This is a genomic window from Methylobacterium sp. A52T, from assembly GCF_053346095.1.
Genome location: NZ_JBKFBI010000004.1, coordinates 50,021 through 76,931 on the forward strand (window position 1 = coordinate 50,021; position 26,911 = coordinate 76,931).

Annotated in this window: 22 protein-coding genes; 15 read left to right on the top strand and 7 right to left on the bottom strand. The window is 65.6% G+C overall.

What is annotated here, in order from left to right:
- Positions 1–60 precede the first annotated feature (60 nt).
- Positions 61–1,146 (bottom strand): Gfo/Idh/MocA family protein, encoded by a 1,086-nt coding sequence (locus tag ACLBYE_RS02250; protein WP_447692865.1) that lies wholly within the window; start codon positions 1,144–1,146, stop codon positions 61–63.
- Between the two features lie 119 nt (positions 1,147–1,265).
- On the opposite strand from ACLBYE_RS02250, the gene ACLBYE_RS02255 reads away from it, so the two are divergent.
- The gene (locus ACLBYE_RS02255) at positions 1,266–2,183 is read left to right on the top strand and encodes a LysR family transcriptional regulator (RefSeq protein ID WP_447692866.1); all 918 of its coding nucleotides are present in this window, start codon (positions 1,266–1,268) and stop codon (positions 2,181–2,183) included.
- 347 nt (positions 2,184–2,530) lie between these two features.
- Here ACLBYE_RS02255 and ACLBYE_RS02260 read toward each other — a convergent pair whose 3' ends face one another.
- Positions 2,531–2,878 (bottom strand): winged helix-turn-helix transcriptional regulator, encoded by a 348-nt coding sequence (locus tag ACLBYE_RS02260; RefSeq protein ID WP_447692867.1) that lies wholly within the window; start codon positions 2,876–2,878, stop codon positions 2,531–2,533.
- 107 nt (positions 2,879–2,985) lie between these two features.
- On the opposite strand from ACLBYE_RS02260, the gene ACLBYE_RS02265 reads away from it, so the two are divergent.
- Entirely contained in the window at positions 2,986–3,732 is a 747-nt protein-coding gene (locus ACLBYE_RS02265; RefSeq protein ID WP_447692868.1) for an NADPH-dependent F420 reductase, read from the top strand.
- Positions 3,733–3,937: 205 nt separating this feature from the next.
- On the opposite strand, the gene ACLBYE_RS02270 is transcribed toward ACLBYE_RS02265, so the two are convergent.
- The 3 genes from ACLBYE_RS02270 to ACLBYE_RS02280 all read right to left on the bottom strand — a co-directional run bounded on the left by ACLBYE_RS02270 (position 3,938) and on the right by ACLBYE_RS02280 (position 8,595).
- Positions 3,938–4,552, bottom strand: a complete 615-nt coding sequence (locus tag ACLBYE_RS02270; RefSeq protein ID WP_447692869.1) for a DUF302 domain-containing protein — start codon at positions 4,550–4,552, stop codon at positions 3,938–3,940.
- 370 nt (positions 4,553–4,922) lie between these two features.
- On the bottom strand, positions 4,923–7,394 hold the full coding sequence (locus ACLBYE_RS02275; protein ID WP_447692870.1) for a 2Fe-2S iron-sulfur cluster-binding protein: 2,472 nt from the start codon (positions 7,392–7,394) through the stop codon (positions 4,923–4,925).
- Between the two features lie 271 nt (positions 7,395–7,665).
- Positions 7,666–8,595, bottom strand: coding sequence for a crotonase/enoyl-CoA hydratase family protein (locus tag ACLBYE_RS02280; protein ID WP_447692871.1), 930 nt, complete (start codon positions 8,593–8,595; stop codon positions 7,666–7,668).
- 192 nt (positions 8,596–8,787) lie between these two features.
- On the opposite strand from ACLBYE_RS02280, the gene ACLBYE_RS02285 reads away from it, so the two are divergent.
- The 11 genes from ACLBYE_RS02285 to ACLBYE_RS02335 all read left to right on the top strand — a co-directional run bounded on the left by ACLBYE_RS02285 (position 8,788) and on the right by ACLBYE_RS02335 (position 21,594).
- Complete coding sequence (locus tag ACLBYE_RS02285; protein WP_447692872.1) at positions 8,788–9,873, top strand: efflux RND transporter periplasmic adaptor subunit; 1,086 nt, start codon at positions 8,788–8,790, stop codon at positions 9,871–9,873.
- Positions 9,870–12,983, top strand: coding sequence for an efflux RND transporter permease subunit (locus ACLBYE_RS02290; protein ID WP_447692873.1), 3,114 nt, complete (start codon positions 9,870–9,872; stop codon positions 12,981–12,983). Before ACLBYE_RS02285 ends, ACLBYE_RS02290 begins: the two co-directional genes overlap by 4 nt.
- 234 nt (positions 12,984–13,217) lie before the next feature.
- A complete protein-coding gene (locus tag ACLBYE_RS02295; protein WP_447692874.1) occupies positions 13,218–13,781 on the top strand; it encodes a TetR/AcrR family transcriptional regulator in 564 nt (187 codons plus the stop codon).
- 102 nt (positions 13,782–13,883) lie between these two features.
- Positions 13,884–15,152 carry a beta-ketoacyl-ACP synthase II gene (gene fabF, locus ACLBYE_RS02300; RefSeq protein ID WP_447692875.1) on the top strand — a complete coding sequence of 423 codons (1,269 nt, stop codon included), beginning with the start codon at positions 13,884–13,886 and terminating at the stop codon, positions 15,150–15,152.
- A gap of 244 nt (positions 15,153–15,396) precedes the next feature.
- Positions 15,397–15,645 (top strand): hypothetical protein, encoded by a 249-nt coding sequence (locus ACLBYE_RS02305; RefSeq protein ID WP_447692876.1) that lies wholly within the window; start codon positions 15,397–15,399, stop codon positions 15,643–15,645.
- 277 nt (positions 15,646–15,922) lie between these two features.
- Positions 15,923–16,933, top strand: a complete 1,011-nt coding sequence (locus tag ACLBYE_RS02310; protein ID WP_447692877.1) for a transporter — start codon at positions 15,923–15,925, stop codon at positions 16,931–16,933.
- Positions 16,934–17,033: 100 nt separating this feature from the next.
- On the top strand, positions 17,034–17,276 hold the full coding sequence (locus tag ACLBYE_RS02315; protein ID WP_447692878.1) for a hypothetical protein: 243 nt from the start codon (positions 17,034–17,036) through the stop codon (positions 17,274–17,276).
- 199 nt (positions 17,277–17,475) lie between these two features.
- Complete coding sequence (locus ACLBYE_RS02320) at positions 17,476–18,018, top strand: TetR/AcrR family transcriptional regulator (RefSeq protein ID WP_447692879.1); 543 nt, start codon at positions 17,476–17,478, stop codon at positions 18,016–18,018.
- Between the two features lie 101 nt (positions 18,019–18,119).
- Positions 18,120–19,151 carry a Vgb family protein gene (locus ACLBYE_RS02325; RefSeq protein WP_447692880.1) on the top strand — a complete coding sequence of 344 codons (1,032 nt, stop codon included), beginning with the start codon at positions 18,120–18,122 and terminating at the stop codon, positions 19,149–19,151.
- 36 nt (positions 19,152–19,187) lie between these two features.
- Positions 19,188–20,594, top strand: coding sequence for an MATE family efflux transporter (locus ACLBYE_RS02330; RefSeq protein WP_447692881.1), 1,407 nt, complete (start codon positions 19,188–19,190; stop codon positions 20,592–20,594).
- A gap of 97 nt (positions 20,595–20,691) precedes the next feature.
- A complete protein-coding gene (locus ACLBYE_RS02335) occupies positions 20,692–21,594 on the top strand; it encodes an NAD(P)H-binding protein (RefSeq protein ID WP_447692882.1) in 903 nt (300 codons plus the stop codon).
- 27 nt (positions 21,595–21,621) lie between these two features.
- Here ACLBYE_RS02335 and ACLBYE_RS02340 read toward each other — a convergent pair whose 3' ends face one another.
- Positions 21,622–22,041, bottom strand: a complete 420-nt coding sequence (locus tag ACLBYE_RS02340) for a MarR family winged helix-turn-helix transcriptional regulator (protein ID WP_447692883.1) — start codon at positions 22,039–22,041, stop codon at positions 21,622–21,624.
- A gap of 710 nt (positions 22,042–22,751) precedes the next feature.
- Here ACLBYE_RS02340 and ACLBYE_RS02345 point away from each other — a divergent pair.
- Entirely contained in the window at positions 22,752–23,573 is an 822-nt protein-coding gene (locus ACLBYE_RS02345; RefSeq protein WP_447692884.1) for an oxidoreductase, read from the top strand.
- A 144-nt stretch (positions 23,574–23,717) separates the two neighbouring features.
- On the top strand, positions 23,718–24,299 hold the full coding sequence (locus ACLBYE_RS02350; RefSeq protein ID WP_447692885.1) for a PaaI family thioesterase: 582 nt from the start codon (positions 23,718–23,720) through the stop codon (positions 24,297–24,299).
- A gap of 242 nt (positions 24,300–24,541) precedes the next feature.
- Here the strand turns inward: ACLBYE_RS02350 and ACLBYE_RS02355 are convergent, their stop codons facing one another.
- Positions 24,542–26,233 (bottom strand): methyl-accepting chemotaxis protein, encoded by a 1,692-nt coding sequence (locus ACLBYE_RS02355; RefSeq protein WP_447692917.1) that lies wholly within the window; start codon positions 26,231–26,233, stop codon positions 24,542–24,544.
- Positions 26,234–26,911: the final 678 nt, after the last annotated feature.

Sequence of the window (26,911 nt, forward strand, 5' to 3'; positions counted from 1 at the left end):
GATCTGACCGTCTGGCCGCACCGGATCGATCCAGCCCGGTTCTGCTCGACGCGGAAGGCATCAGTGTACTGGCCAATCAGAACCATTCGAGCCCGTGTGGATCTGTGCCGCAGCGAGGACATCTTCGATGAGACGCGTGAGACGCACGGCATGCGCGAAGTCCGCGACGTTCGCGGTGCCGCACACGATGTCGTCGCGCAGCGCAGCGTAGACGCCCGCCACGTTGATCGCGGCATCTGACAGGGGCGCGAACGGCCCTTCATCGATGGCTTGCCGGTTGCCGTCCCGGATCAACCCGATCCGACCTGCCTGGAGACCACGCGGTGCGCCGCCATCGAGGCGCAGATGCCCCTTCTCGCCGACGAGATCGAGGTGGAAGGGCGTCTCTCCGGGCCGCCCGCCCGCAACCTCCAACGCGAACGGTGCACCGGTGGCGTGACGGCCCTGCATGAGAAGGTGGTCGAAGGTGATGCGCGCTCGAGACTGACACGGCGCCCCGACCGCGATCCGCGGGAACTGGCGCGAGCCGAGTGCGCTCATCGAGGCCAGCGGGCCGGCCAGGGCAATGAGCAGGTCGACGGTGTGCGCGCCCTGGATCGTCACCATGTTGGCGAACGTGAGCGGATCCTCCAGATAGGCGAATTGAGATGGGACGTCCGGCCCGAAGCCAGCCGTGGTGGACGAGACGCTGACGCTTAAGGTGCGGCCCAGCGCGCCCGAAGCGACGATGTCCTGCGCCATCCGCACGGCGGGACTCTCACGCAACTGCAAGCCGATGGCGTGCCTGACCCCGGCAGATCGGGCCGCGTCGGCGATCTCGCGGGCTTGATGCGAGCCTGCTCCAAGCGGCCATTCGCTGTAGACGTGTTTGCCGGCGGCAAGGGCGGCGAGCAGCAGATCCCGATGTCCGGGCACGCGGGTCGCCACCGTCACCACGTCGATGTCGGGATCGGCGATCAAGGCGAGGCCGTCTCCATAGGCCTTCGCCAAGCCGAAGGCCTGTGCGGCTTCGTCGGCGGCGACCTGCGAGCCGGCGGCGACTGCCGTCAGGTGAAGTCCGTCCACGGCCTGCACGGCAGGGATATGGGCCTCGGTCGCCCAGCCACCCGAGGTGTTGACGCCAATGATGCCAACCTTGAGGTCCATCGCGATCCTTTCGGTCTTCCGTCCGCGTGCCTTCGATGTTTGGCTGCGCTGGACGTAAGGACGACCGACGCCATCATTAAGCTGTCTCCGTTTTCATCAATCGAAACATCGGGTTTCGAATGACCGATCGCCTGACCAGCATGGCCGTGTTCGTGAAAGCGACTGACCTCGGATCGCTGACGGCAGCCGCGACGGCCCTCGGGATGTCGGCCCAGATGGCCGGCAAGCACGTCAGGTCTCTGGAGGACCGGCTCGGTACGCCCCTGATGCGCCGATCGACCCGGCGGCAGAGCCTCACCGATGCCGGACGGCTCTTCTACGAGCGCTGTCGCCGCGTGCTCTCCGAGGTCGAGGCCGCGGAGGCGGTGGTCGAGGATGTCAGTGCCACGCCGCGCGGCCGCCTTCGCGTCAGTGCCCCCGTCGGCTTCGGCGCGACCCGCCTCGCCCCCGTGCTGATCGACTTGATGGCGCGCCACGCCGGGCTCGAGATTGAGCTGGTCCTGACGGATCGTTACGTAGACCCGGTGGACGAAGGCTACGACGCCGTGGTCCGGCTGGGCCCGATCGCGGAGACATCCCTGGTTGCGCGTGAACTCGTTCCCCATCGACAGGTCATCTGCGCGTCGCCTGCCTATCTCGCCGCGCATGGAGCGCCCGAGACACCGGAAAACCTCGCCGATCACGCCTGCCTCGGCTTCGTCAATGCTTCGGGCCTGCCCTACGCGGTTTGGCGGTTCACGAAGAACGGAGCGGATCACGCGGTCAGGATCCGAAGCCGCTTCCAGGTGAATGATGGCCGGGTGCTGGCCGCTGCGGCGATGGCAGGCCACGGCATCGTCCTGCAACCTGAAGCCGTCCTACGGGACGCGATCGAGCGAGGGTCGCTCGTGCCTGTGCTCACGGACTATCGAGCCTCTGGGCGATCGATGTTCCTGATGTTCACGGCCGGCCGCCCTCAGCCCCCCAAGCTGCGAGCCCTCATCGATGAGGTTGTCAAAGCATTTCCCCATACCGACGATACGTCTATTTTTGGGTAAGGCCCGATATGGCCGGAGAGAGCCAGGCTCGTTTGCTGGAGATCCGTCCGCTCTGCCAATGTACCTGCTCTGAAGCGGACGGGCCGCTTTCGGCCACCTCCGGCCGAGTTGGCCGGCGGCACTGAACGACCGGGTTGGGTGGATTTCTGCCCGTCTGCTTTTGGGCAACAACCAAGTAGAACCGGACAACTTGTGATTGGCTGAATATGGTCAAAAATCTTTAGCATTCTTTTAGATGATCCGAGAAAACAGCTGGCAATTTCCTACCGATCACATTCTATCGTCGAAAGTGAAAACAATGGATCTATTAAGACATATCTGAGGTTAAAATTTTCTTGCTATACGATTTAGGTGCATTCCATCGACTCAACCTGCATCTTACGCCGCAGAAACGTCCAATTGATGAGGGCCTCGATGGAGGGGCCCAGTGCCAGGCCCAATTCACTCAGGGCGTATTCTACCTTTGGAGGCACCTGAGGATAGACCCTGCGCGTGACGATCCCGTCCTTCTCCAACTCCTTGAGTTGTTGGATCAGCATCTTCTGGTTCACGCCCTCGACCCGCCGCTCAAGCTCCGAGAAGCGCAGCGGCTCCTGCGCGGCGAAAAGCTGGACGACGATGATGATCTTCCACTTGCCCTCCAGGACCCGGAGAGCTTCTACCGCAGCGCCCTCGCAGGGCAGTTCACGTTCCATTCTGACTTACCTTCTGGTGGGTTACCCACATTTCGGTAGGTTCTTGCTGATTTCTCCGCATGCTCATAGTTCAAGCGCCATCTGAAATGAAGAGATGAGCAAAGCGCATGAAGATCGGCATTCTGGGAGTTGGACATATCGGCAAGTCCCTCGCGCTCAAGCTCAGCGCGGCAGGGCATGACGTGAAGGTCGCCAACGCCCGCGGCCCTGAGACGATCGAGCCCGAACTTCTGTCGACAGGCGCTCGCGCGGTCACGACCACGGAGGCGATGGCAGACGTCGAGGTCCTGATCCTCTCGGTCCCGTTCCATCGTCTCGCTGGCCTCGCGCCCAAGATGGCGGGGTTGTCCGACGAGACGGTGCTTGTCGACACGTCGAACTACTATCCGCTGCGGGACGGACGGGTCGAGGCCATCGATGCGGGTCAAGTCGAGGGCATCTGGGTCTCCGAACAACTCAACCGCCCCGTCGTCAAGGCCTGGAACGCCATCGGCTCTGGTTCCCTTGCCAGAAGGGGCCAGCGTCCGGGTACGCTTGGACGCATCGCCATCCCCGTGGCGGGTGATCGTGAACGGGACCGACAAGTCGCGATGGCACTGGTCGAGGATACGGGATTCGATGCCGTCGATGCGGGCACGCTGGCGGAATCGTGGCGACAGCAGCCCGGCGCACCTGCCTACTGCACTGACCTGACCAACGACGAGGTCCCGGCCGCGCTCGCCGCTGCCGAAAGGAGTCGTTTGACGAAACGTCGAGATCTCGTGATCAGCGTGATCAGCGAGAGAATGGGCGACACCACGACCAATCCGCACGAGGACTGGGTCGTCCAGTTGGCCCGGGTGATCCAGATTTAGAAAGGGCCCCCAAACGGGGCGTTCCTGGCGCAAGAACGTCGGCTTGCGAGCGTGCAATTGCCAGCAGCAGACAACCTCGCGCCGTCACAGGCCGCCTACCACCCAAGGTCTTGGCAATTGTTCCGTTCGAAGTCATCGCCAACCGAGCGAGCTTCTACCTTTAGTACGGCTTCGAAACTGACTTTCCGTGCCTGATGCAGGCTCTCTACCCTGCGGCGACAAGGAGAGCTGAACGAAGTTGATGGTCGAGATCGCGAGCGACCAGATCGATATCCGGATTGTGCAGCTGTCCGAAGGTCGTTACAGGACGATCGTACTCAATCACTGCGCGCTTGTCGGCATCCTCCCGAAGCAGCACACGGATCGGAGCATTAAGGGCGGCTGATATCGCGTGTTGCGTCATGCGTGCTGCGGTCAATGGATTGCCGATGTCATACTGGATGGCCTTTTGCTCGTGTCCTGCAATCCGCAGCAGGCCTCCGTGATTGATTGAGCCGAAGATCGAGAGGGGCGCCCCCTGAGACAGGAGGGTCCGCGCGGCATCGATGTGTCCGCTTGCGACGAGCGATGCATAGCGATGATCGATTTTTGGAAGTGCGGCTTCCAATGCCGTGCGAACTGCGTCGAAGGAGCGACGTGAGTGGATCACAACGTGCTTGATTGAGATGGTCGTCGATGTCGCCTGAGCGTTCATCGATTTGTTCCCTGTATCCGAGGCGTTGACCGACTCGGCAAGACAAGAAACAGCCTGCCCGCAGGCGACGAGAAAGATTCCGGCTCGCAGGAAGCGGCGGCGGACAAGAGCGAGTATGTGGTTCATTGGACGGCACCGGTCCTTGAATTCGCATATGGCGCAAGAGGTGGGCAGGCTCGAAGCCCTTACAGACATCTGAACTATGCTGAATTTACGACGATACCGGCGAAACCGCGCGGCCTCCTGACAGATAGTCTAGATTATTTGCTTCTGAAATCGAGGTCAGATAATATTGAGCAATCGTTGCGCTAGTTGCTGCACGCAAGATAATGGAATGCAGCGATTGGAAGTGATCGTGCGATCACGAATAATTTTTATTATGTCTTCCTGTTAATCAACATATTTGCAGAACATTTTCAAGATCCTGCATTCAATAATACATAGAAAAATCTTTTCGGACGACAAAATAGTGAAATGAAAATTCCTATTTGGATTTCTAAATCTCAAGTTCTACATCCCCGATGGGCTCGGCTTGGCAGGCCAAGATATAGCCCTCCTTTCTTTCGGCGTCGCCTAGAGCGTCTTGCGTTGACATCCGGACCTCTCCGGCCCGGAGCCTCACAATACAGGTGCCGCACGTCCCAGAGCGGCAGGCACTGTCGATGCGGACCTTCGCCTCGCCCGCCACGTCAAGGAGGGTTTCTCGCTCCCGTGCCAGAGCCGTCTTTCCGGAGACTACGAACGCAACCTTGCCGACGGCCTTGCCAGATTTGCCGACTTTCGAGGCCGGATTTCTTAGGTCCGTGCCGAACGCTTCTGTTCTTACCTGACCGGCCGGCACGCCCAAGTCGCGCAAAGCCGCTCTTACTGCATCCATCATCGGCGTCGGCCCACAGACGTGTACCCTGTGGAGCGCGATGTCTGGGACGGCACCTCTGATAAAGCGGGCATCGATGCGGCCGCTGTTCAGCCTCCAACTTGTTTGTCCAGGATCGGTCATCGTGACCGACACTTTCAACCTGGGGTGCCGCTTTTTCAGCGACTCGATCTCATCCTTGAAAATGTAATCCTGCGGCGTCCTGAAGCTCAGGAGGAGGTAGATCGTGCCCGGCCAGTCTGTTTCGGTCAGGTAACGCACGCTGCTCATCATGGGCGTGATCCCGACCCCACCGCCGACAAGTACGATCGTGGGCCACTCCATGCCGGAGAACACGAAGCCGCCATTCGGGGCCTCGACCTTGATGCGGTCCCCGATTTTCATCTCGTCGTGCAGCCAGCAGGAGACCGTGCCGTGCTCCTCGCGCTTGACGGTGATCTCGACTCGGTCGCGCCACGTCGGCGGAGAAGCGATGGTGTATGAGCGGCGGGTCGGGATCCCCTGGCGCAAAGCCTCAAGCGTCAGGTATTGCCCGGCCACATGCTCGAACGGGATCTCAGCTCCCTTCGGCTCGACGAAGCGGAACGTCGTGACGTTGGGAGTGACTTGCACGACCTCTCTCAACTCCAACTCGCCGAACCACCGGACTCTCCCGGTCGTCTGATCGTTCCTCTGGTAGGGTAGTATGGCAGGCCGAAGCAGCGAGTTTTCCGGTAGGATCTCGACCTCCTTGCGCCGAATCTCCGGTGCTGGAAAACATTTCCCGAAGGCGAGGAGAAGCCTCGGATCTCCTACTACGCGTATCTTCCGCCTTGCGAGCGCCCAGACCAAGCTCCGTTCCTTGGCGAGGAACCCAAGCCAAGTCCTGGAGTCGGCTGTCACCCGTAGATTGGGCTTATCGATTAAGCCGTCACGCACGGCGATCTTGCCGTCTCGGACGGTCACGGTCGCCTCGCGCCTCTCGGCGCCGGTGAACGTGAAGTGGTAGACGGCATCGAGGTCCCTTGCCTGAGCCGGCTGGAAGACGATGGGCATGAAGGTCAGGAGACCCGAGATGGTGCGTGGCGTCATGCCGTTGCCGACCGGCTTGACCGTCTTGTTCTTCCACTTGCGCCGGGCGACATCCTCGGCGTCGGTGCCGGCGACGACGTAGACCGGCTCCGATCGATCCTGGAGCGGCTTTAGGACCTCGCGTCGATGCGCGCCCTTGTCCCTCAAGTAAGAGCCGATAACGTCCTCGCCCGCCGGGCAAACCGCTATGCAGTAGGCAGACTTGTAATTCGCCCCGTAGGTCAGGCTTTGCCACATAGAGGCTGTTTCAGGCTCGTTCACCCGTCTGCGGTAGTCAATCGCATCGCGAGATTCGGCGATCTGCTCCACCCAGTCGGTAAATCCTCCCATAAACTCACGGTAGTTGTGGGTGAAGCAGGCCTGAAAATCGAACTCGCCGTCGGTTTTAATGGCGCCTACCGGGCAGGCTGCGACACAAAGCTTGCACTCAAGGCATGGATTGTAGTCGATGGGTTGGTCGGCGACGTCGATGTCCCGATCAACCAGGACGGTGCCGAGAAGGATAAAGTTGCCGAACTTGGGGTGGATGACGTTGCGGTGGATGCCCATCCGCCCGAGGCCAGCCGCGACCGCCACCGGCTTGTGGGCGACGATCCAGATCGCGTTTCCGGGATTCTGGTTCATTTCCATCGGGAACCCCATGGCGGGGTTCACGGCACGGATACCCCGGTCCTGAAGACGGGCCACGATCTTGGCGCAGATCGCGTTGGTGTCATGGCCGGCACGATGGAATTCAAGGTTCGCGACGGAACGAGGCGTCCCGCGCACGGGAGCTATCGCCATCTTGACGACGATGCTGACTAGAGAGCGCGTCCAGGGGTAATGACGAAGGATCTCGTCCCGCTGCGGTTCAAGCTCATCGCGGCCGATCTCGACGAAACCCACGTCGTCGGCCCCACATCCGAGGGCTAAGCTCCTCAGCTCCTCGGCGCTGAACGGACTTACCGCATCCGCCGTCTCGCCCAGAAGGCCGGCCTCTCGGATGCGCCTTACGGTCGGGTGATCGTCGAGCTTGATCAATGAATGTCTCCATCGCTCGCCGTGCTGGATCTCAGGAGCTTGCCCAAAGGGATCGACCGCGCCCGCCGGAGTGATCCCAAGCGCAAAATAGATTACCATCAAAATCTATAATTGCTGTGATGTCAAACCGTGATCAGGGTACCGGACGGTGCATCCGGCAACTTTGCCTGCACGTGGCGGGGGCCTTTCCCGACAGATGTGGCTGCCGATGGCCGCACATGTGGTCCGCGGCACTAACTCACGGGGCCGAGGCTCTTTCTCGGAGCGGCGGTCATCGCCCCTTGAAGGCAGGCTGCCGCCCTTCGGCCTCGGCCTTCCGGCCTTCGAGGAAATCCTCGGTGCCGTAAAGGGCGCGGTACTGCTGGCCGAGGTTGGAGAATGCTAGGGCCTCCGATTGGCCGACCGCGACGCGGGCCGAGGCAAGCGTCGCCTTGATGCCTAGCGGGCCGCAACGGGCGATCCTGGCCGCCATGTCCAGTGCGAGGTTCAGGGCGGCACGCGGGTCCGGGGCGATCTCCTGCACCAGGCCCATGCGTCGGGCGTCCTCGGCTCCCCAATGATCGCCGGTCAGCATGAAGCGCATCGCGTTGCCCCACCCGGCCTCGCGCGGAAAACGCACGGTTGAGCCTCCGCCGGGAAAGCGACCGTGGGTGTTCTCGTCCTGGGCGAAGCGCGTGTCGGCAGATGCGACGCGGATGTCGGCGACCAGGAAAAGCTCGTGACCCATGTTCCAGGTGTCACCATGCACGACGACGACAAGCGGCTTGCTCAAAAGGCGACCTCGACCCAACGGATCGATCCCATCCGCATCGGGGGCGCGCGCCTTTCCCGTCCGCAGGACCTCCGCGAAGGCGTCGACGTCGATCCCGCGCGAGAAGTTGTCGCCGTGGCCGAAGAGCACCGCCGCGCGAAGTCCGTCGTCGGCATCGTAGGCGGCGTAGGCGCGCGCCAGGGCGCTGAAAGCCTCGGGATCGACCCGGTTGTGGACCCCGGGCCTGTTGAGGCCGATCAGACAGACCTCGCCGCGCCGCTCGACGGTGACCTTGCGGCCGGGGGGCGGAAGGTCCGGGCCATCGGTCCTTCGGTCAGTGGCTTGCGAGCTCTCGACCGGCCTGACCTGGGCGATTAGGCCCGACGTCCCCCCAACCAGGGACGACATGACCACCGCGCGGCGCGACGGCTGGGATTTCAGAACTGACATCGGCAACACCCTGAGCTTCGAGGACCACTGATCGTTCCTGGCCTGCCTGCCCGGTCCGGGATGCGACCCGATTTTCCCCGTTGGCTCCGCTCGGCGCGTGAGAAGACCATTGACGATAGATGACGATCATAATAGATTATGGACGTCATATCAAACCGTCGATGGCCCAAAAAGGGGGGGGGGGAACTGGCGATGGATGCGAGACTGGTCATTGTACTCACCGGCTTGGCCGTCTCGGCCTGTTCGCCGGCCCAGACGGCGGTGACGCCGGAGCCGCCCTTGGTCCAGGTCACCGAGGTCGCGCCCGCCGTGGGGTCCGTCGCGCGCTACACCGGGGTGATCCGGGCGCGCACCGAGAGCAATCTCGGCTTCCGGGTCGGCGGCAAGATATTCGAGCGCCTCGTCGACCCGGGCGACCACGTGCGCCTCGGCCAGCCCTTGATGCGGCTCGACCGGACCGACTTCACCCTGGCGCTCAACGCGGCCCGCGCCTCTGTCGAGGCGGCCCGCGCGCAGATGATCAAGGCCAGGGCCGACGAGGAGCGCAGCCGCAAGCTCGTCGGAGACGGCTGGACCTCGAAGCAGACCTACGACCAGAACAAGGCGGCCGCCGACGCCGCCATCGCCCAGTTCGCCAACGCCGAGGCGCAGGCGAGCCAGATCGCCAACCAGGCCGGCTATTCCGAGCTCCAGGCCGATGCCGACGGGGTCGTGATGGAGGTGCCGACCGAGCCGGGCCAGGTCGTCGCCGCCGGGCAGACGGTGGTGAAGCTCGCCCGCGACGGGGCGCGCGAGGCGGAGGTGTTCCTGCCGGAGGGGAACCGGCAGCTGGCGAAGGGGGCGGCGTCCGCGACCCTCTACGCCGAGGGCGAGACGACCTACCCGGCCAAGCTCCGGGAATTGTCGGCCACGGCCGACCCGGCGACCCGCACCTACCGCGCCCGCTACATCCTGTCGGGCGGGGGCGAGGCCGCGCCCCTCGGTGCCACCGTCACCCTACAGTTGAAGCCTTTGCAGGCCCAGGCGACGGCTTCCGTGTCGGTACCGCTGGGGGCCCTGTTCGACCAGGGCAGCGGCTCGGCCGTCTGGCGCTATGATGCGGACACGCAGACCGTCGCGGCGCAGCCCGTCACCGTGTCGCGCCTGTCGGAGGAGAGCGCCGAGATCGCCGCCGGCCTGAACCCCGGCGACCGCATCGTCTCCCTCGGCGCCCATCTGCTCAAGGCCGGCGAGAAGGTCCGCCAAGCGAGCGCGAGCGTCGCGGAGGCCGGTCGATGAACGCCTCCGGCTTCAACCTCTCGGCCCTGGCGGTGCGCGAGCGCGCCGTCACGCTGTTCCTCCTGATCGCGCTCGTCGGCGCCGGTTTCTTCGCCTTCGAGAAGCTCGGGCGCGCCGAGGACCCGACCTTCGCGGTGAAGACGATGACCGTGTCGGCCGCGTGGCCCGGCGCGACCACCGACGAGATGCAGCGGCAGGTCGCAGACCCGCTGGAGAAGCGGCTGCAGGAGCTCGTCTACTACGACCGCGTCGAGACGACCGTCCGTCCCGGCATCATGCTGATGAAGGTCTTCTTCAAGGACTCGATGCCGCCGGCCAAGCTCCCGTCGGAGTTCTACCAGACCCGGAAGAAGCTCTCCGACCAGGCCGCCAGCCTGCCGCGGGGCGTGCTCGGGCCGCTGTTCAACGATGAGTTCTCGGACGTCTACTTCGCCCTCTACGCGCTCCAGGCGCAGGGTCTGCCGCACCGGGCGCTCGTGCTGCGCGCCGAGGAGCTGCGCCAGCGGCTGCTGCGCGTGCCCGGCGTCGAGAAGATCAACATCCTCGGCGAGCAGGCGCAGAAGATCTTCGTCGAGGTCTCCTACCAGCGCCTCGCGACCCTGGGCATCACCGGCCAGCAGCTCCTGGCGGCGCTCGCCAACCAGAACGACGTGACGCCGGCCGGCTTCGTCGAGGCCGACGGCCCGCGGGTGTACCTGCGCCTCGACGGCGCCATCGACAGCCTCGACGCGATCCGCGACCTCCCGGTGGCGGCCGGCGACCGCAGCCTCAAGCTCGGCGACATCGCCGAGGTGAAGCGCGGCTACGAGGATCCGAAGACCTTCGCGATCCGCAACGACGGCGCGCCGGCCCTGGTGCTGGGCCTCGTGATGAAGCCGGGCTTCAACGGACTCAGCCTGGGCGAGGCGCTGAACGCCGAGGAGGTGGCGATCCACCACGAGCTCCCGACCGGCATCACCTTCACGAAGATCACCGACCAGGCGAAGGTGATCGACGACGCCATCCACGAGTTCATGGTGAAGTTCTTCACCGCGCTCTCGGTGGTGATCTTCGTCAGCCTCGTGGCGCTCGGCTTCCGGGTCGGCATCGTGGTGGCGCTGGCGGTGCCGCTCACCCTCTCGGCCGTGTTCGTGGTGATGATGATCACCGGCCGCGACTTCGACCGCATCACGCTCGGCGCCCTGATCATCTCGCTCGGCCTCCTCGTCGACGACGCCATCATCGCCATCGAGATGATGGTGGTGCGCATGGAAGAGGGCTACGACCGGGTGGAGGCGGCGACCTATGCCTGGAGCTCCACCGCCGCGCCGATGCTGACCGGCACCATCGTCACCATCGCAGGCTTCCTGCCGGTGGGCTTCGCCGCCTCCACGGCGGGCGAGTACGCGGGCAACATCTTCTGGGTGGTGGCCTTCTCGCTGATCGTCTCGTGGATCGTGGCCGTGACCTTCACGCCCTACCTCGGCGTCAAGCTCCTGCCGAACATCGAGACGGTCGAGGGCGGGCACGCCGCGATCTACGCCACGCGGAACTACCAGCGCCTGCGCCGGGTCGTGCGCCTATCCGTCGATCACAAGTGGATGGCCGCCGGCATCACCGTGGTGCTGTTTGCGGCGGCCGTGGTCGGCATGGGCAAGGTCGAGAAGCAGTTCTTCCCGAACTCGGAGCGGCCCGAACTCATCGTCGAGGTGACGCTGCCGACCGGGTCCGCCTTCGCGGCCACCGAGGCCAGCGTGAAGAAGATCGAGGCGGCCGTGCGCGCGCTGCCCGAGGCGGGCGAGATAACGAGCTATATCGGCCAGGGCATGCCGCGCTTCGTGCTCTCGTTCGACCCGGAGCTGCCGGACCCCGCCTTCGCGCAGATCGTCGTCCAGACCGCCGATTCCCACGCCCGCGACGCGCTTCGGGTCAAGGTGCGCAAGCTCGTCGACGAGGGCCGCTTCCCCGAAGCGCGGGTGCGGGTGCTGCAGATCGTGTTCGGACCGCCGGTGCGCTTCCCCGTCGCCTTCCGGGTGGTCGGGCCCGATCTCAACGTCATCCGCGGCATCGCCGCGGAGGTGCGCGACGTCATGATGGCCAACCCCAACATGCGCCTCGTCCATCTCGACTGGGGCAACAAGACCCCGACCCTCCACCTCGCCCTCGACCAGGAGCGTCTGCGCCTGATCGGCCTGACACCGAAGGAGGCCGGCCAGCAGTTGCAGAGCTACCTCAACGGCACCCCGGCGACCCAGGTGCGCGAGAACCTGCGCTCCGTCGATGTCGTCCTCCGCAGCCCCGGCCCGGAGCGCCGCTCGCTCGGCGACATCGGCGACCTGACGCTGACCACCCATGACGGGCGGCAGGTCCCGGTCTCGCAGGTGGCGCATCTGGAGAGCCGCAACGAGGACGCGGTGCTCAAGCGCTACAACCGCGAGAGCTATATCCGCGTGCAGGGCGACGTGCTCGACGGCCTTCAGCCGCCGGACGTCCATGCGCAGATCTTTCCGCTGCTCGACGCGATCAAGGCGAAGCTGCCCCCGGGCTACCGGATCGACACGGCCGGCTCGGTGGAGGAGAGCGCGAAGGCGATGAGCGCGCTCGTGAAGGTGTTCCCGATCATGCTGATCGTGACGCTGACGGTCATCATGCTGCAGGTCCGCTCGTTCACCACGATGTTCATGGTGTTCGCGACCGCGCCGCTCGGCCTCGTCGGGGCGGTCCCGACGCTGCTCGTCTTCCACCAGCCCTTCGGCTTCAACGCGATCCTCGGCCTGATCGCGCTGTCCGGCATCCTGATGCGCAACACACTGATCTTGGTGGACGAAATCCATCACGACCAGGCGGCGGGCCTGAAGGATTACGACGCCATCGTCGAGTCGACGGTGCGACGGGCCCGTCCGGTGATCCTGACGGCGGCCGCCGCGATGCTCGCCTTCATCCCGCTGACCCACTCGGTGTTCTGGGGCGCGCTGGCCTACGTGCTCATCGGTGGCGTGGGCGTGGGGACGCTGATGACCCTGCTGTTCCTGCCGGCGCTCTACGCCCTCTGGTTCCGCGTGGCGCGGGAGCCGCGTGACAGGAAGAGCGCGTCCGGAGCCGCCACCTTGTCGGTGCCGGCCAAGACCTGATGCTTGAATGCCATCGGCGTCCCGTCCGCGGGACGCCCCGAGATCGCGCGCCTCTCATCCGAGCGCGCGGTGCCTCGACCGGCCTGCGATCCGCCCCCTCACGCAGGCCGGTCGACTGCCCAGCCCTAGCGCCGGGGGACGATCGGGACCAGCGCTGCGTCCGGTACCCGAGCAACGCTTATATAAATTATGGTCAGACTTTAAGCTGATCACAGGGACGCGAAGGATCGTAGGATGCCGAAGGTCTCGCAAGAACAAGCCAAGCTCAACCGCCAGCGGGTCGTGGAGGTCGCATCCTCCCTGTTCCGAGAGCGAGGACTCCACGGCGTCGGCGTCGCCGACATCATGGCCGCCGCAAGGCTCACCCACGGTGGGTTCTACGGGCAGTTCGCCAGCAAGGACGCGTTGGCGGTCGAGGCATTCGATGCGGCCCTCGCGGAAGAGCATCGCGGCAAGCTGGACGCCCTCATCGCGAACTACCTTTCCCTCGGGCACATCGACGCTCCGGGGAGGGGCTGCCCGCTGGCCGCCCTCGCCAACGACGTCGCGCGTGAGCCGCCCGGCAGCCCGATTAGAACCCACTTCTCGCAAGGGGTGGAGCGTCTCGTCGAACTCCTCGCCGAATTGATTCCTCGGACGTCCAACGTTCGCCGGAGGCAGAAATCGCTGGCGAACCTCGCGACCCTGGTCGGCGGGGTCGTGCTGGCCAGGGCGGTCGACGATTCTTCCCTTGCTCGCGAATTGATCCAGGCGGCCAGGGCCTCCGTCCAGGTCAAGGGCGTAGGCGCCCACGGATGAGCGCTCGCGGCCCTCGTCGGACGGAGCCGGGGTTTCAGCGCGTGGGCCGAATGAACCCGCGTCTTCCCGGCCTGCACCCTCACAATCGTATGGAGAAGGCCGATGCGTGACCCCATCGTGGTCACCGGGATGGGAGTCGTTTCTCCGCTGGGCTGCAGCGTCGAGGGGATGTGGCAACGCCTCGTCACCTCGCAGTCTGGCCTCGGGCGACTGCCGGAGGACATCGTCCCGGATATCGACGCCAAGGTGGCGGGCATCGTCGCGTCCCGGGAGGAGAGCCCGGACGGGTTCGACACGGATGACCTCATCCCGGTCAAAGACCGCCGGAAGATGGACAGGTTCATCCAGTTCGCGCTCGTCGCCGCGGACCAGGCTCTGAAACAGTCCGGATGGTTGCCTACGGGCGAGGCCGAACGCGACCGGACCGCCACCATCATCGCCTCCGGCATCGGTGGTTTCCAAACGATCATCGACGCCTTGGAAACGGTGCGCATGCGAGGCGCCCCGCGCCTGTCGCCGTTCACCGTGCCGGCCTTTCTCGTCAACCTGGCGGCCGGGCACGTCTCGATCCGATACGGCTTCAAGGGGCCGCTCGGTGCGCCGGTCACGGCCTGCGCCGCGAGCGTGCAGGCCATCGGCGACGGGATGCGCCTCATCCGAAGTGGCGAGGCCGACGTCGTCGTCTGTGGTGGAGCCGAGGCCTGCATCACCCGGGTCGCGCTCGGCGGCTTCGCGGCCGCCCGCAGCCTGTCGACCGGCTTCAACGACACGCCGTCGGCCGCCTCCCGGCCCTTCGACCGACGTCGCGACGGCTTCGTCATGGGAGAGGGCGCGGGAATCCTCGTGCTGGAGACCCTGGCGCACGCCGAGGCCCGCGGCGCGGCCCCGCTCGCGGAGGTCGTCGGATACGGCACCAGCGCCGATGCCTTTCACCTGACCGCGGGTCCTCCGGACGGCGGCGGCGCGCGCCGAGCGATCGTCGCCGCCCTGGCGATGGCGGGGCTCGAGCCCTCGGACATCGGCTACGTGAACGCTCATGCCACCGCGACCACGGTCGGCGATGCCGGCGAACTCGCCGCCCTGAGGTCGGTCTTCGGCGAGAAGGGCCCCGCGGTCTCCTCGACGAAGTCCGCGACCGGGCACCTGCTTGGAGCCGCCGGCGCTCTGGAGGCGATCATCACCATACTGGCGCTTCGCGAGGGCATCCTGCCTCCGACCCTCAATCTCACCGAGCCTGACGAGGCGGCCTTGGGGATGGACCTCATCGGCCCTGAGGCTCGCCGAACCTCCGTCGAGTACGGGTTGTCGAATGGTTTTGGGTTTGGCGGCGTCAACGCCAGCATCGTCCTGAGGCGGGGCCCTTCGAACTGAGCCCGGCGGTACGCCTTCAGGATCGGCGTCCGGAAGTCGGGCGCTTTCGTAGAGGCTGCGGACGATGACATCGTCGGGACGCAAGCCCTTCCAGTTCTCGTTCGACCGGATCTCCCCGTGCCCGAGGGCGGGTTCCCGTAGCCGACGGGCCCGTTCCGTCCGATCCCTGGCCCGTCGGCCTGACTGATCCCCGGCAGTTTGCGAAGCGGAGTGGTTCGATATGACTCGTTCGGTTCCGGGCGCGATGCCCCACTTCGTCATGAAGCGGGGACACCGGGGACGTTACCGGTTCACGTTCATGAGCGGGGACGCGACGCTCTCCGGCGAGGTCCAGACAGATCCGGCCCTGATGGACAGGGCGCAAGCCGATCTGCTGGTCCGCCGAAAGATCCTTGAGATCGCCGGCGTCTTCGCACTGTGGATGGAGAAGGACGTCGCCGGCGAACACGACGACGCGCGTTCCTTCCTGAGACGTGCGGCCGAGACGCTTTGAGCATCGTCGTACTCTTGGAGGGCCACATATTGGTGCGCCGCTCAAACCGTAGGCACATGCCACGTATATGTGGCTTTTATATCCGATCAAGGAAGTGACACGAAATTAGACAATGCTCTCGGCATCCAGTTAGCTATATATCTCACCCGAGCTTTGATCGAAGGTAGCTTCCGTCTCGAATCTCGCCGGATCGAGCAGCAGACGCAATGTCCGACAGAAGCAGTTCTGCTGCGGCCTACGATGCCGTGCGCCGGTTCTATTGGGAAGGAATACAGTGATGTCGAAGAGATGGCTCGCCGCAACCGCGGTGATGATGTCCGTCGGTCTGGCTGCGACCGGCGCCTCCGCGCAGACCACGACCGTTCCGGGCGAGCAGGTCGGCTTGGCCGCCGGCGCACCTCTGCCGGAAGGCATCTATGCGATCAACACCTTCACCTTCCGGCGCACGGACCAACGGTTCTCGCCCGACACGTCGGTCAACGTGCCGCTTCTCGTCTGGTCCACGCCCTGGAAGGTGTTCGACGCCCGGGCCGAATTCCTGCTGGCCGCCCCGACGGTCTTCGCCTTCACGCGCAACCCTGCGGGCCAGGGCAACAAGGACATCTCGATCAACGTCGGCACCTTCATCGCCGGCGTCCTTGCCTGGGATCTGGGCAGCAACTTCGGCGTCAGCCTGCTCGGCGGCGTGTACCTGAACGACCTCAACGGCGACCGCGGATCACTCTACACGGGCGGCTTCGCCCCGAACGCGGCCTCACCTTACGGCATCAGTCCCGTCGGCACGCCAGTCCTGCCCCAGCTCTCCTCCAACACCTATCGCTTCGGCGTAGCCGGCAGCTACACGGGCGACGGCTGGGACATCACGGCCAACCTGACCGCCAACATCTACGATTCGCCCGGCCGCTTCCCCGGCCAGGTGGGCGCCGCCATCGGGCCGCTCCGCCTTTCCGACGCGCTGAACTTCGATCTCACCGCGACGAAAAAGTTCGGCAAGTTCGAGATCGGCCCGGTCGCCTATGGAACCTACAACTTCGATATCAGCCAGTTCAGCGCGGCGGCAGGCAATCGCGGCCGCTTCGCGATCGGCGGCCTGATCGGCTACGACTTCGGGCCATTCATCGCCCAGGTCTACGTCGCGCGCGACGTGGTCACCGGCGCAACCTACACCAACGCCCTGGGCCGTACCCGGGACAACTATTCGACGGACGGCTGGTTCAGGATCATCGCGCCGCTGTACACGGCCGCACCTGCCGCGCCCATCCCGTCACCGCTCGTCCGGAAATACTAGGATCGGACCGCCGATCCCAACGACAAGGGAGGTCGCGCGCCCATCCCGGATGGGCGCGCGGGGCCGCATTCTCTGACGCATCACGCCGAAGTCGAGAGCCATGTCCAACCACGCCACAAACAGGCTCGAAAACTCTGCCCGCACCTGCATCATGATCGACCGCTTTCGGGCGAACGGGATAACCGAACCGGGGAGGCTCGCCGACGCCTTGAACGCGGCGGGACTTAGGACGAACCGCGGTGCACCCTGGTCACCGATCGAAATCCTTCGCTTCCAGGCGAGGCCGCGCCCGGCGAAGCAGATCGAAGCGGTGCTGCAGCTGATGAGGTACAAGCTGATTTGATCCGCCTGAGCCCGGCCCTTCACCGGGAAACCTCTCTGGGCGTCACGTTGGGCGCATAGGGCCCGCGGGGTCGACATCCGTGCGACGTCGCTGATCCCACGTTGAACCCTCGTCGGATCGTCCACTGGTCCCCGGCGTATCCCTTCATATATGATGCTAGGCATATATATTGGGGACTTAGACGTCGAGGAAGCGGGTCATGCCCAGGGTTTCCCAGGAACAAGCCAAGCTCAACCGGGAGCGCGTGGTCGAGGTCGCGTCTTCCCTGTTCCGGGAACGTGGCCTGAACGGGATCGGCGTCGTGGATATCATGGCGGCGGCCGGCCTGACCCATGGCGGCTTCTACGGGCAGTTCGCCAGCAAGGACGCCCTCACGGCCGAGGCGTTCGACGCCGCGATCCGCGACGAATACGAGGCGAACCTCGACGCCTTCGTCGAGAACTACCTGTCCATCGGTCACGTGCGCGCGCCCGGAAGGGGATGCCCCGTGGCGGCACTGGCGAACGACATCGCGCGAGAGCCCGCCGGGAGCGTCCTTCGCTCGCGGTTCACGCACGCCGTGAAGGGGCTCGCCGGCCTCATCGCCGACCGCCTGCCCAAGTCCTCGAAGGAACGGCGCAGACAGAAATCGCTGATCGCCTTGTCGACCATGGTCGGTGCGGTGGTGCTTTCCCGCGGCGTCGACGACGAGGCCTTGGCCGACGAGCTGCTGAAGGCGGCACGCAGCACCATCGCCGGCTGAGACGTTCCGTCATCGTGCCTTTCGTCTAAAATCGTTCGACCGCGGCAGGATTGTCGTTGACCGCATCACCTTGCCTAAATAAATTACAAGCATAATTTTTATTGGCCGATGCCGATTTGGGTTCGACGCTCGAACGACGGGCCATGCACGAGGAGCGGGCCATGGAAACTTCACGTCGCTCACTGCGTGGCGGCAATCGCCTCCACCGCGCGGTGAGGCTTTCGCTGGCAATCGCCACCTTCGGCTTCCCGGCTCTCGCCTCCGACGGGTCGACGAGCGTGCGGCTGCCAGACAGCAGCCGTTTCCCGGAGAGCGTGACGTCGGACGCGAATGGCGCGCTCTTCGTGAGCAGCATCGCGGATGGCGGCGTCCTGAAGGTCGATGGCGACGGGGCCGTCGTGTCCCAGTTCCTGAAGCCCGGTGACCACGGAACTCGGTCGACTTTCGGCCTGCTGGCCGATCCCAAGAGAGGCGTGCTGTGGGTTGCCTCGAACGACGCGACGGCCCTCGGGGTCAAGGGGCCGACCGCCACGGAGGGGACTTGGGTCAAGGCTTTCGACGTCGCGACCGGTGCCATGAAGACCAGCGTCAGGCTGCCGGGCGGCAAGGCGCTCGCGAACGACATGGCTCTCGACGGCGACGGCTCGCTCTACGTCACGAACACCTTCGCCCCTCAGATCCTTCGGCTCAAACCCGGCGCCACGGAGTTCGAGGTCCTCGTCGAGAACGAGGCGCTCGGCAAGGGGCTCGACGGCATCGCCTTCGGCAGCGACGGCAACCTCTACGTCAACACCTTCATGGGCGGCGAGCTGTTCCGGATCGGAATGAATCGAGGTGTCGCCGGTGGGGTAAGCAAACTCGAAACGACGCGCCCCCTGAAGTTTCCGGACGGGCTCAAGGCCTACAAGGACGGGTTCCTGATGGTCGAGGGGAGCGGTGCCCTGAGCCGCGTCACGGTCTCCGGGAACGGTGCGAAGATCGAGCCTATCAGGCAGTTCGCCGGGCCTACCGGCGTGACGGTCGCCGGCGACAGGATCTGGGTCTCCGAGGGCCAGCTAGGACTCCTGTCCAAGCAATCCGAGGCCGGACGAGAGGGCCCGGCCTTCCACTTGCGCTCCGTGGGCATCGAATAGCCGGTCGCCGACGAGGTCACGGACGAGGAAACCCTCATGGACATCAGGACCCGCCGACTTCTCACGGCCCCTCTCGTGCCGACGTTGGCCCGGATGGCCGTGCCCAACATTCTCGTGATGGTGGTCCAGACCTCCATCGGCCTGATCGAGACCTACTTCGTCGCCGAACTTGGCACCGACGCCCTCGCCGGGATGGCGCTCGTCTTCCCGCTGGTCATGCTCGTCCAGATGCTGTCCGCGGGCGGCATGGGCGGCGGCATCCAGTCCGCGGTGTCGCGCACGCTCGGAGCCGGTCGACAGGACGCAGCGGGTCTCCTCGCGTGGCACGCTGCCGCCATCGGCCTCGGCCTCGGCATCGTGACCAGCCTACTCGCCTTGCCCTTGGGACCGCGCCTCTACGCCGCGATGGGCGGTACGGGGGCCTCGCTTCAGGCCGCGATGGCCTACGCGACCGTCGTGTTCGGTGCAGCCATCCTGATCTGGCTGTTCAACGCGCTGGCGGCGGTGATCCGCGGGACAGGCAACATGGCGCTCCCGGCCGGCGTCACCTGCGCCGGGGCCGTCGTGTTGATCCCGCTCTCGCCCGCGCTGATCTTCGGCTGGGGCCCGTTTCCCCGTCTCGGTGTCGTGGGCGGAGGCGTCGCCTTCGCGGCCTACTACGCCGTCGGCACCGCGGTCTTCGCCTTCTACATCTGGTCCGGCCGGGGTGTCCTGCGCCCGAGCCGGCGTCCGCCGAGACTGACCTGGGCGCCGTCCCGCGAGATCCTGCGCGTCGGCCTGCTCTCCGGCATCGCCAGCATGACCTCCAACGTCATCGTCATCGCCGCAACCGGCTTCGTCGGGACGGCGGGACCGGCGGCGGTGGCGGGGTACGGCACCGGCGCGAGGCTGGAGTACCTGTTGGTGCCCCTGGTGTTCGGGCTCGGCTCGCCGATCGCCGCCCTCGTCGGGACCGCCCTCGGAGCCGGGATGCATGTGCGCGCCCGCCAGGCTGCGCTGACCGGCGCCCTCGTGGCGGGTGTCCTGACGGAAGCCATCGGCCTCACGGCCGCTCTCCATCCCGCCGCATGGCTCGGCCTGTTCGGCGACGATCCGGCGATGCTCGCCACCGGCTCGACCTACCTGCGCGTGGTCGGACCGTTCTACGGGTTCTTCGGGGCCGGCCTAGCCCTCTACTTCGCGGCCCAGGGGGCCGGCCGCGTCGGCTGGCCGCTCGCCGCGAGCGTCCTTCGGATGGCCGTGGCCCTGGGCGGAGCCTGGATCGCGGCGAGGCTCGGGCTCGGCTTGGCCGGGATGTTCATCGCCCTCTCGGCCGGCTTCGTCGTCATGGGCCTCGTCAATGCGGTCGCCTTCGCGACCGGCCGGATGTTCCTGGCGGGACCCGCACCGAGCACATCACCCGTTCCGCAGAGCCTCACGGCTGCCGCTGGTTCGACACGCTGAGACGAGTTCTGCGACGCGGATATGACCGATCGGGCCTGACGCCTCCGAGGCGAACTGCGTCCGCACCCCTGTCCGAGGAATGCACGGAGGAAAAGCGATGGCGGGCACGATCTTGGTGACCGGTGGCGGCGGCGCGGTCGGCTCTGCCGTCTGCGAGCTCTTGGCGGATCGGGGATGCAAGGTCAGGGCGATGGTCCGCCAGGAAGATGACCGGTCCGACAGGCTCGCGGACCGGGGCGTAGAGATCGCGGTCGGCGACCTGTGCGACCTTCATGCCGCGCAACGCGCGATGGAAGGCTGCGACCGCGTCTACTTCGGAATGAGCGTGTCGCCCGCCTATCTTGAGGCGACGATCAACACGGCCGCCGTCGCCAAACAGCATCAAGTCAAGGCATTCGTGAACATTTCACAGATGACCGTGTCGCAGATGGGAATAATTTCGACGACGGACAGCCCACAACAGAAGCTGCATTGGCTTGCGGAGCAGGCCCTGGATTGGTCCGGGTTACCGGTCGTGACCGTCCGTCCGACCGCTTTTCTCAATACGTTCTTTCTTCGACTGTCGATGCAATCGATCCGTCAGCATCGACAGATCCGTCTCCCGTTCGGGGGCGGCAAGGTCTCACCGATCGCGAGCGACGATGTCGCGCGGGTCATCGCGACCGTGCTGGAAGCACCCGAGGGGCATGTCGGCGAGATCTATGAGCTGACCGGCCCACGCTCGCAGCCCATGACGGAGATCGCCGGCGAATTTTCCGAGGCCCTGCACCAGGCAATCACCTACGTGGACGTGCCGTTCGAGCCTTGGCGGAAGGCGTTGGCGGATAGCGGTGCGTTTAGCCCGCACGTGCTCTCTCACTTGGCGACGATGGCGCTCCTCATACGCGAGAACCGCTATGACCGGCTGACGTCGGATGTGGAGCGGGTCACCGGCTCTCCAGCTCTCGGCATCGTCGAGTTTGTCAGGCGGCACGCCCAGGCGTACCGCCCGGCATTGTGAGCGTCTCACGCGGCGGCCCTGCCAAGCTCAAGCCGACAGGGCTGCTGCGGCCGCCCGGAAGGCTTCCTGATCGAGGTCGGGGAGTTGCCGGGCCACGTCGTCCTGGACGCGCTGCCACAGCGGATATGCTTCGGAAAGGAGCTCGCGGCCATCCTCGCTGAGCGTGACCCGACGGACGCGCGCATCCGATGCGTCGCTCTGAACGGTCACGAACCCACGTCGCTCCAGCGGCTTTATGTTGGCCGTGATGGTGGTGCGATCCGTGGCCAGATGCTGCGCCAGCGTGCCGATGGTCGGCGGCTCCTCGCGCAGCAGCATCATGAGCAGCGTGAACTGCCAGTTCGAAAGCCCCGTCGGCCGAAGGGCCGCGTCGTAGCGGCGCCCTAGGGTGCGGGCAGCCCTCTGCGCCGCGAAGCTGAGGCACGTCCGTTCCACCGATGCGGCCATCGCGGGTGTAAGGGGGCGGTTTCCAGTCATCGTCAAACCTGCAGGAAGGTTGATACCAACTCTATACGGTAAGCTGGCGATCAGGCCCAGCGGCCCGGCACATCGTCCATGGCGCCGAATGACAGTTGATATCAACTCATGTGCGCCTCCGCACATGACACCCAACGATACGTTGATATCAATGTTTCTAGGCGGACTGAAGTGCCGGCCGAGAAGGATCGGCCGAGCCAACCGCCCCCGTGATGAGGAGAATTGTCATGACCATTCGTTCGATCGTCACCGCCGCCGCGTTCGTCGTCGGCCTCGCTACCCCCGTCGTCGCTCAGGAGGGCCACGCCTTCGAAAGGTCGGGGCGAGCATTCGATGTCCCTTCTGCCCGGTCGCAAGTCTCTTCGCCCGCCGCCTATCGGCAGCGAGTGGTTCGTTCGAACGCCCCTCGGCGTGCGTATGTGTCAGACAACACCGGACGCGCTGCGGGATCTGAGGCCGTCGCGTCGGTCGAGCCCCCCCGGATGATCAACGTTTGGGGCGCGCGCTTGCAGGCGCCTTCCTACTGATCTCGACCAGGATGCGATCCGGGCATCGCCGGAAGCGGGAAGCCGCGAGCGCCCAGTTGGCGGCTTCCTGAGATCCAGCTTGCCATTAAACATTATGATAGTAATTTATTATGAGTCGCGGCGGACGTTGTGCCGCTCGGACGGGAGGGCGACATGAGCAAGGGCAGCATCAAGACCGCAGTGGTCACCGGGGCATCGTCCGGCATCGGGCTTGCGACCGCGAAGGCCCTGCTGGCAGCAGGCTATCGAGTGTTCGGAACCAGCCGGAAGGTTTCGCCGGCCGTGGACGGCGGCATGTCCACCATCGTCTGCGATGTGACCGATGAGAGATCGGTCACTGCGATGGTCGAGACCGTCTTCGGCGAGACGGGGAGGATCGACCTCCTCGTGAACAACGCCGGCTTCGGCATCAACGGCGCGGCCGAGGAATCGTCGGTCTCGCAGGCGCAGGCCATGTTCGACGTGAACCTGTTCGGCGTCATCCGGACGACCCGCGCCGTGCTGCCCCTGATGCGCGCGCAGAAAGGCGGCCGGATCGTCAACGTCAGCTCTGTCCAGGGCCTGATCCCGGCTCCCTACATGGCGCTCTACGGCGCCAGCAAGCACGCCGTCGAAGGCTACTCCGAGTCGCTGGACCACGAGGTTCGTGGGCAAGGGATCCGGATCGTGCTCGTCGAGCCCGCCTTCACCCGGACGGCCTTCGACCGGAACCTCGTGCGCCCCGACGCGCCGCTCGGCATCTACGAGGCGGAGCGCGCCGGTCGGGACCGGTTCCTGAGCGAGGTCATGAAGTCCGCCGACGCGCCCGAGGTCGTGGCGAAGGTCATCGTCGAAGCCGCCACGGCGACGAGCCCGAAGCGCCGTTACACAGCGGGCCCCAAGGCGAGACAGGTCAGCCTGCTGCGCCGCTTCGTGCCGGCCACCGCCTTCGACAAGAGCTTCCGCAAGGAGATGCGCCTCCCGCAGGTCCCGTGATCGACGGACTCGATGGGATCGTCGGCTCGGCGCAGGATGGAGATCGCGGGTCGAGATCCGTCCTGCGCCCCGTTGTCGGTCCTGCCCACCCACGCATCGTTACGCGACGGACGGCATCCGTATCGCCGAGGGGATCTCACTTCCATGTCCATTGACGTCGCCGAGACCGCCGCACCGCTTCGTCGCCGTGTGGTGGAATGGTCCGATCCCGCGCAGGTGGCGGAGGCGGGTCGAGGCCTCGACGGCCTCGCCTACCTGCGGGCGCTCAGGACCGGAATGGTCCCGCCTCCGCCGCTGGTCGCCCTGCTGGGCATCGAGCTCGTCTCAGCCGACCACGGTCGGGTGACGATGCGGATGATGCCGGAGGAGTTCCACTACAATCCCCTCGGGTCCGTCCACGGCGGGGCGATCGCGTCGCTGCTGGACAGCGTGATGGGATGCGCCGCGCATTCCACGCTGCCCAAGGGCAGCGGCTACACCACGCTGGAGATCAAGGTGAACTACCTCCGCGCGGTGACAACCTCGTCCGGGCCCCTCACCGCGGTGGGCGAGATCGTGCATGTCGGGCGGCGGCAGGCCGTGGTCGAGGCGAGGCTCACCGATGGGATGGATCGCCTGTGCGCCATCGCCAGCACGACCTGCCTGCTCCTCGACCCGTCCACTCGGGACGGAGACCGCTCGTCACGCCCTCATCCGATTTTGGAGGCCTGGACAAGTATCGCCTAACCAACTTTTTAGAAGCGTGAATGATCGATGTCCGATTTCCTTGGTCGAACACCGATCTTTCATTGAAACAGATGAGCGCATCTTCACCATAGTGGAGACTGAAAATTCGTCTGCTTTCGGGAAATTAGCGGCCGCGCTTGAGCGACTGCGTTACGTCGCTTTCGGACCCGCCGCTTGGGGTGGATTACCGCCGGTCCGCTTCCGCTTGAAAAGAAGCGGAAGCGGACGTGCGAGGGTTGATGTCAGGCCGCGCGAACGGTGGCGAGGAAGCGTCCGACCTCGGCCGTCAGGTGTTCGGACTGGCGCGAGAGTTCCGACGCTGCCCCAAGCACTTGGCTCGCTGCCGCACCGGTGTCCTCCGCCGCGCTCGCCACGCCGGCGATGTTGCCGGTCACTTCGCCGGTTCCAGCCGCCGCCTGGGCGACGTTGCGCACGATCTCCTGCGTGGCTGCGCCCTGCTGCTCCACCGCCGCGGCGATCGAGGTGGCGGTGGCGCTGATGTCGCGGATCCGCTGCGTGATGCCGCCGATCGCCGACACGGCCTGGTCGGTCGACGCCTGGATCCGCCCGATCTGACCCGAGATCTCCTGGGTCGCCCGAGCCGTCTGGCCAGCCAGTTCCTTCACCTCGGACGCCACGACGGCGAAGCCCTTGCCGGCCTCGCCGGCGCGCGCCGCCTCGATGGTAGCGTTGAGGGCCAGCAGGTTGGTCTGGCCGGCTATCGAGGAGATCAGCCCGACCACGTCGCCGATCCGCTCGACGGCTCCGCTCAGTTCGAGCACCAGGGCACCCGTCTGGTCGGCCTCGGCCACAGCCTGCCGCGCGATGGCCGCCGAGCCGTCCACCTGCCGGCCGATCTCTTGGACGGAGGAACCGAGTTCCTCGGCCGCCGCCGCGACCGTGCCGACATTGCTGGCCGCTTCCTCCGCAGCGGCGGCGACGGCTGTCGACTGTGCGGCCGTCTCGGCCGCAGTGCCGCTCATCGCGCCGGCCGTGGCCTGAAGCTCCGTCGCCGATGACGATACCGTGCCGATGATGCCACCGACCGCGGCCTCGAAGCTGTCTGCCATCTGCCGCATGCCGGCCTTGCGCTGCTCCTCGGCGGCCAAGCGCGCTTGTGCGGTCTCCGCCTCAAGCTGCCGGGTGCGGATCAGGTTGTCCTTGAACACCTGCACGGCCGCCGCCATCGCACCGACCTCGTCGCGGCGCGCGCGGTATGGAACCTCGCCGCCCGTGTCGCCCGCGGCCAGGCCGGTCATCACGCCCGTCATCGCCTGGATCGGACGCGAGACGCGCAGCAGCACGAAAGCGGCCGCGCCGCAGGCCGCGAGCACGCTCAGCGCGATGAAGAGATAGGCCGTCAGGGTCGCGGACTCGGTCGCCGCCATGGCGCTGTCGGCATCCACGTGCGCGCCGCGCTCGTTCAGGGCGACGTCCTGGGCCAGCTTGTCGCGGGCCGCATTGTAGAGATCGATGTTGGCCGGTTCGGCCATGAGCCGGACACCCTCGGCGCTCTGGCCCGCCTCCGCCAAGCGGGCTGCCTCGCGGCCGACGGTCTGGTAGCGCTCCCAGGTGGCGCCGAACGCGGCGTACAGCGCCCGCTCCTCGGCCGAGGAGATCAGCGGCTCGTAGGCCTTCCGGGCGGCGGCGAGCGCCACGACGGCCTCGTCGATCTGCCGCGCATTCTCAATCCGCTGCTCGGGACTGCCGGACAGGGTCAGCGTGCGCAACTGCTTGATGCGCACCTCCGAGGCGGCGGCGCGGATGTTGGTGATCGCCACGACGGAGGGGAGCCAGTTCGTGGCGACGCCCGTGACATCGGCTCGGATGCCTGAGAGCGTGAGGGTCATGAGAACAGCCTGACCGGCGCAGAGAAGCGCGAGGAGGCCAAAGGCGGAGAGGAGCGACGCTTTGACGGTTAGGTGAAGGCGCATGATCTGGTCCCAGGCGGGGCACCCCGCGCGTCCGCCACGGCGCCTGCCGGAGGGCAGGCGGTCAGGCGGCCGCACGGGCACGAAGGGGATGAGCCTGGACCGGCTTCCCGCCCTCACCGGCAGCCCACCAAGCAGCCTACTCTTTGCCAGGAAAGTCTTAATATTTATTTCCAGGCCGACTTTAGATGACCTTGTCTGCGGTCAAATAAAGGTGATTGGCTATTTATTCGAGGCGCTCTAGCCAACAATCGATTTGTTCTTGCGGCTGTCCCTGACTTGCCCTGTCCTGCGCTAGGGGAGGCGTGGCGCTAGAGCAGTGGGAGAAGGGCGAGCGCGCTGGAGGCGCCGACGCAGAGCGCAAGGATGACGTCTACCCAGGATAGAGATGGGGCGGGCTCACCGTCGTTCATGGGCCAGCGAACGCCCTGAGGCCAAGCAGGTTTCCAGCAGAAGCGCCACGTCAACGGCGGTGTTGTAGAACGGCATCATTCATCGGTTTGATAAGTAACTCGGACCGGATTGCTCGTGCCGCTGCTGTCGTCGCGTAACCGGGGCGGTGCTGCGACTAGTGTCTATTTGGTGTCCGCTATTGGGAACGGGAGATGGTCTCTCGCACGTCTCTCGTGGGTCGCTATCAGAAAGTCGGCTTGGGGTGGATTTCTGCCTGTCCGCTGTCGG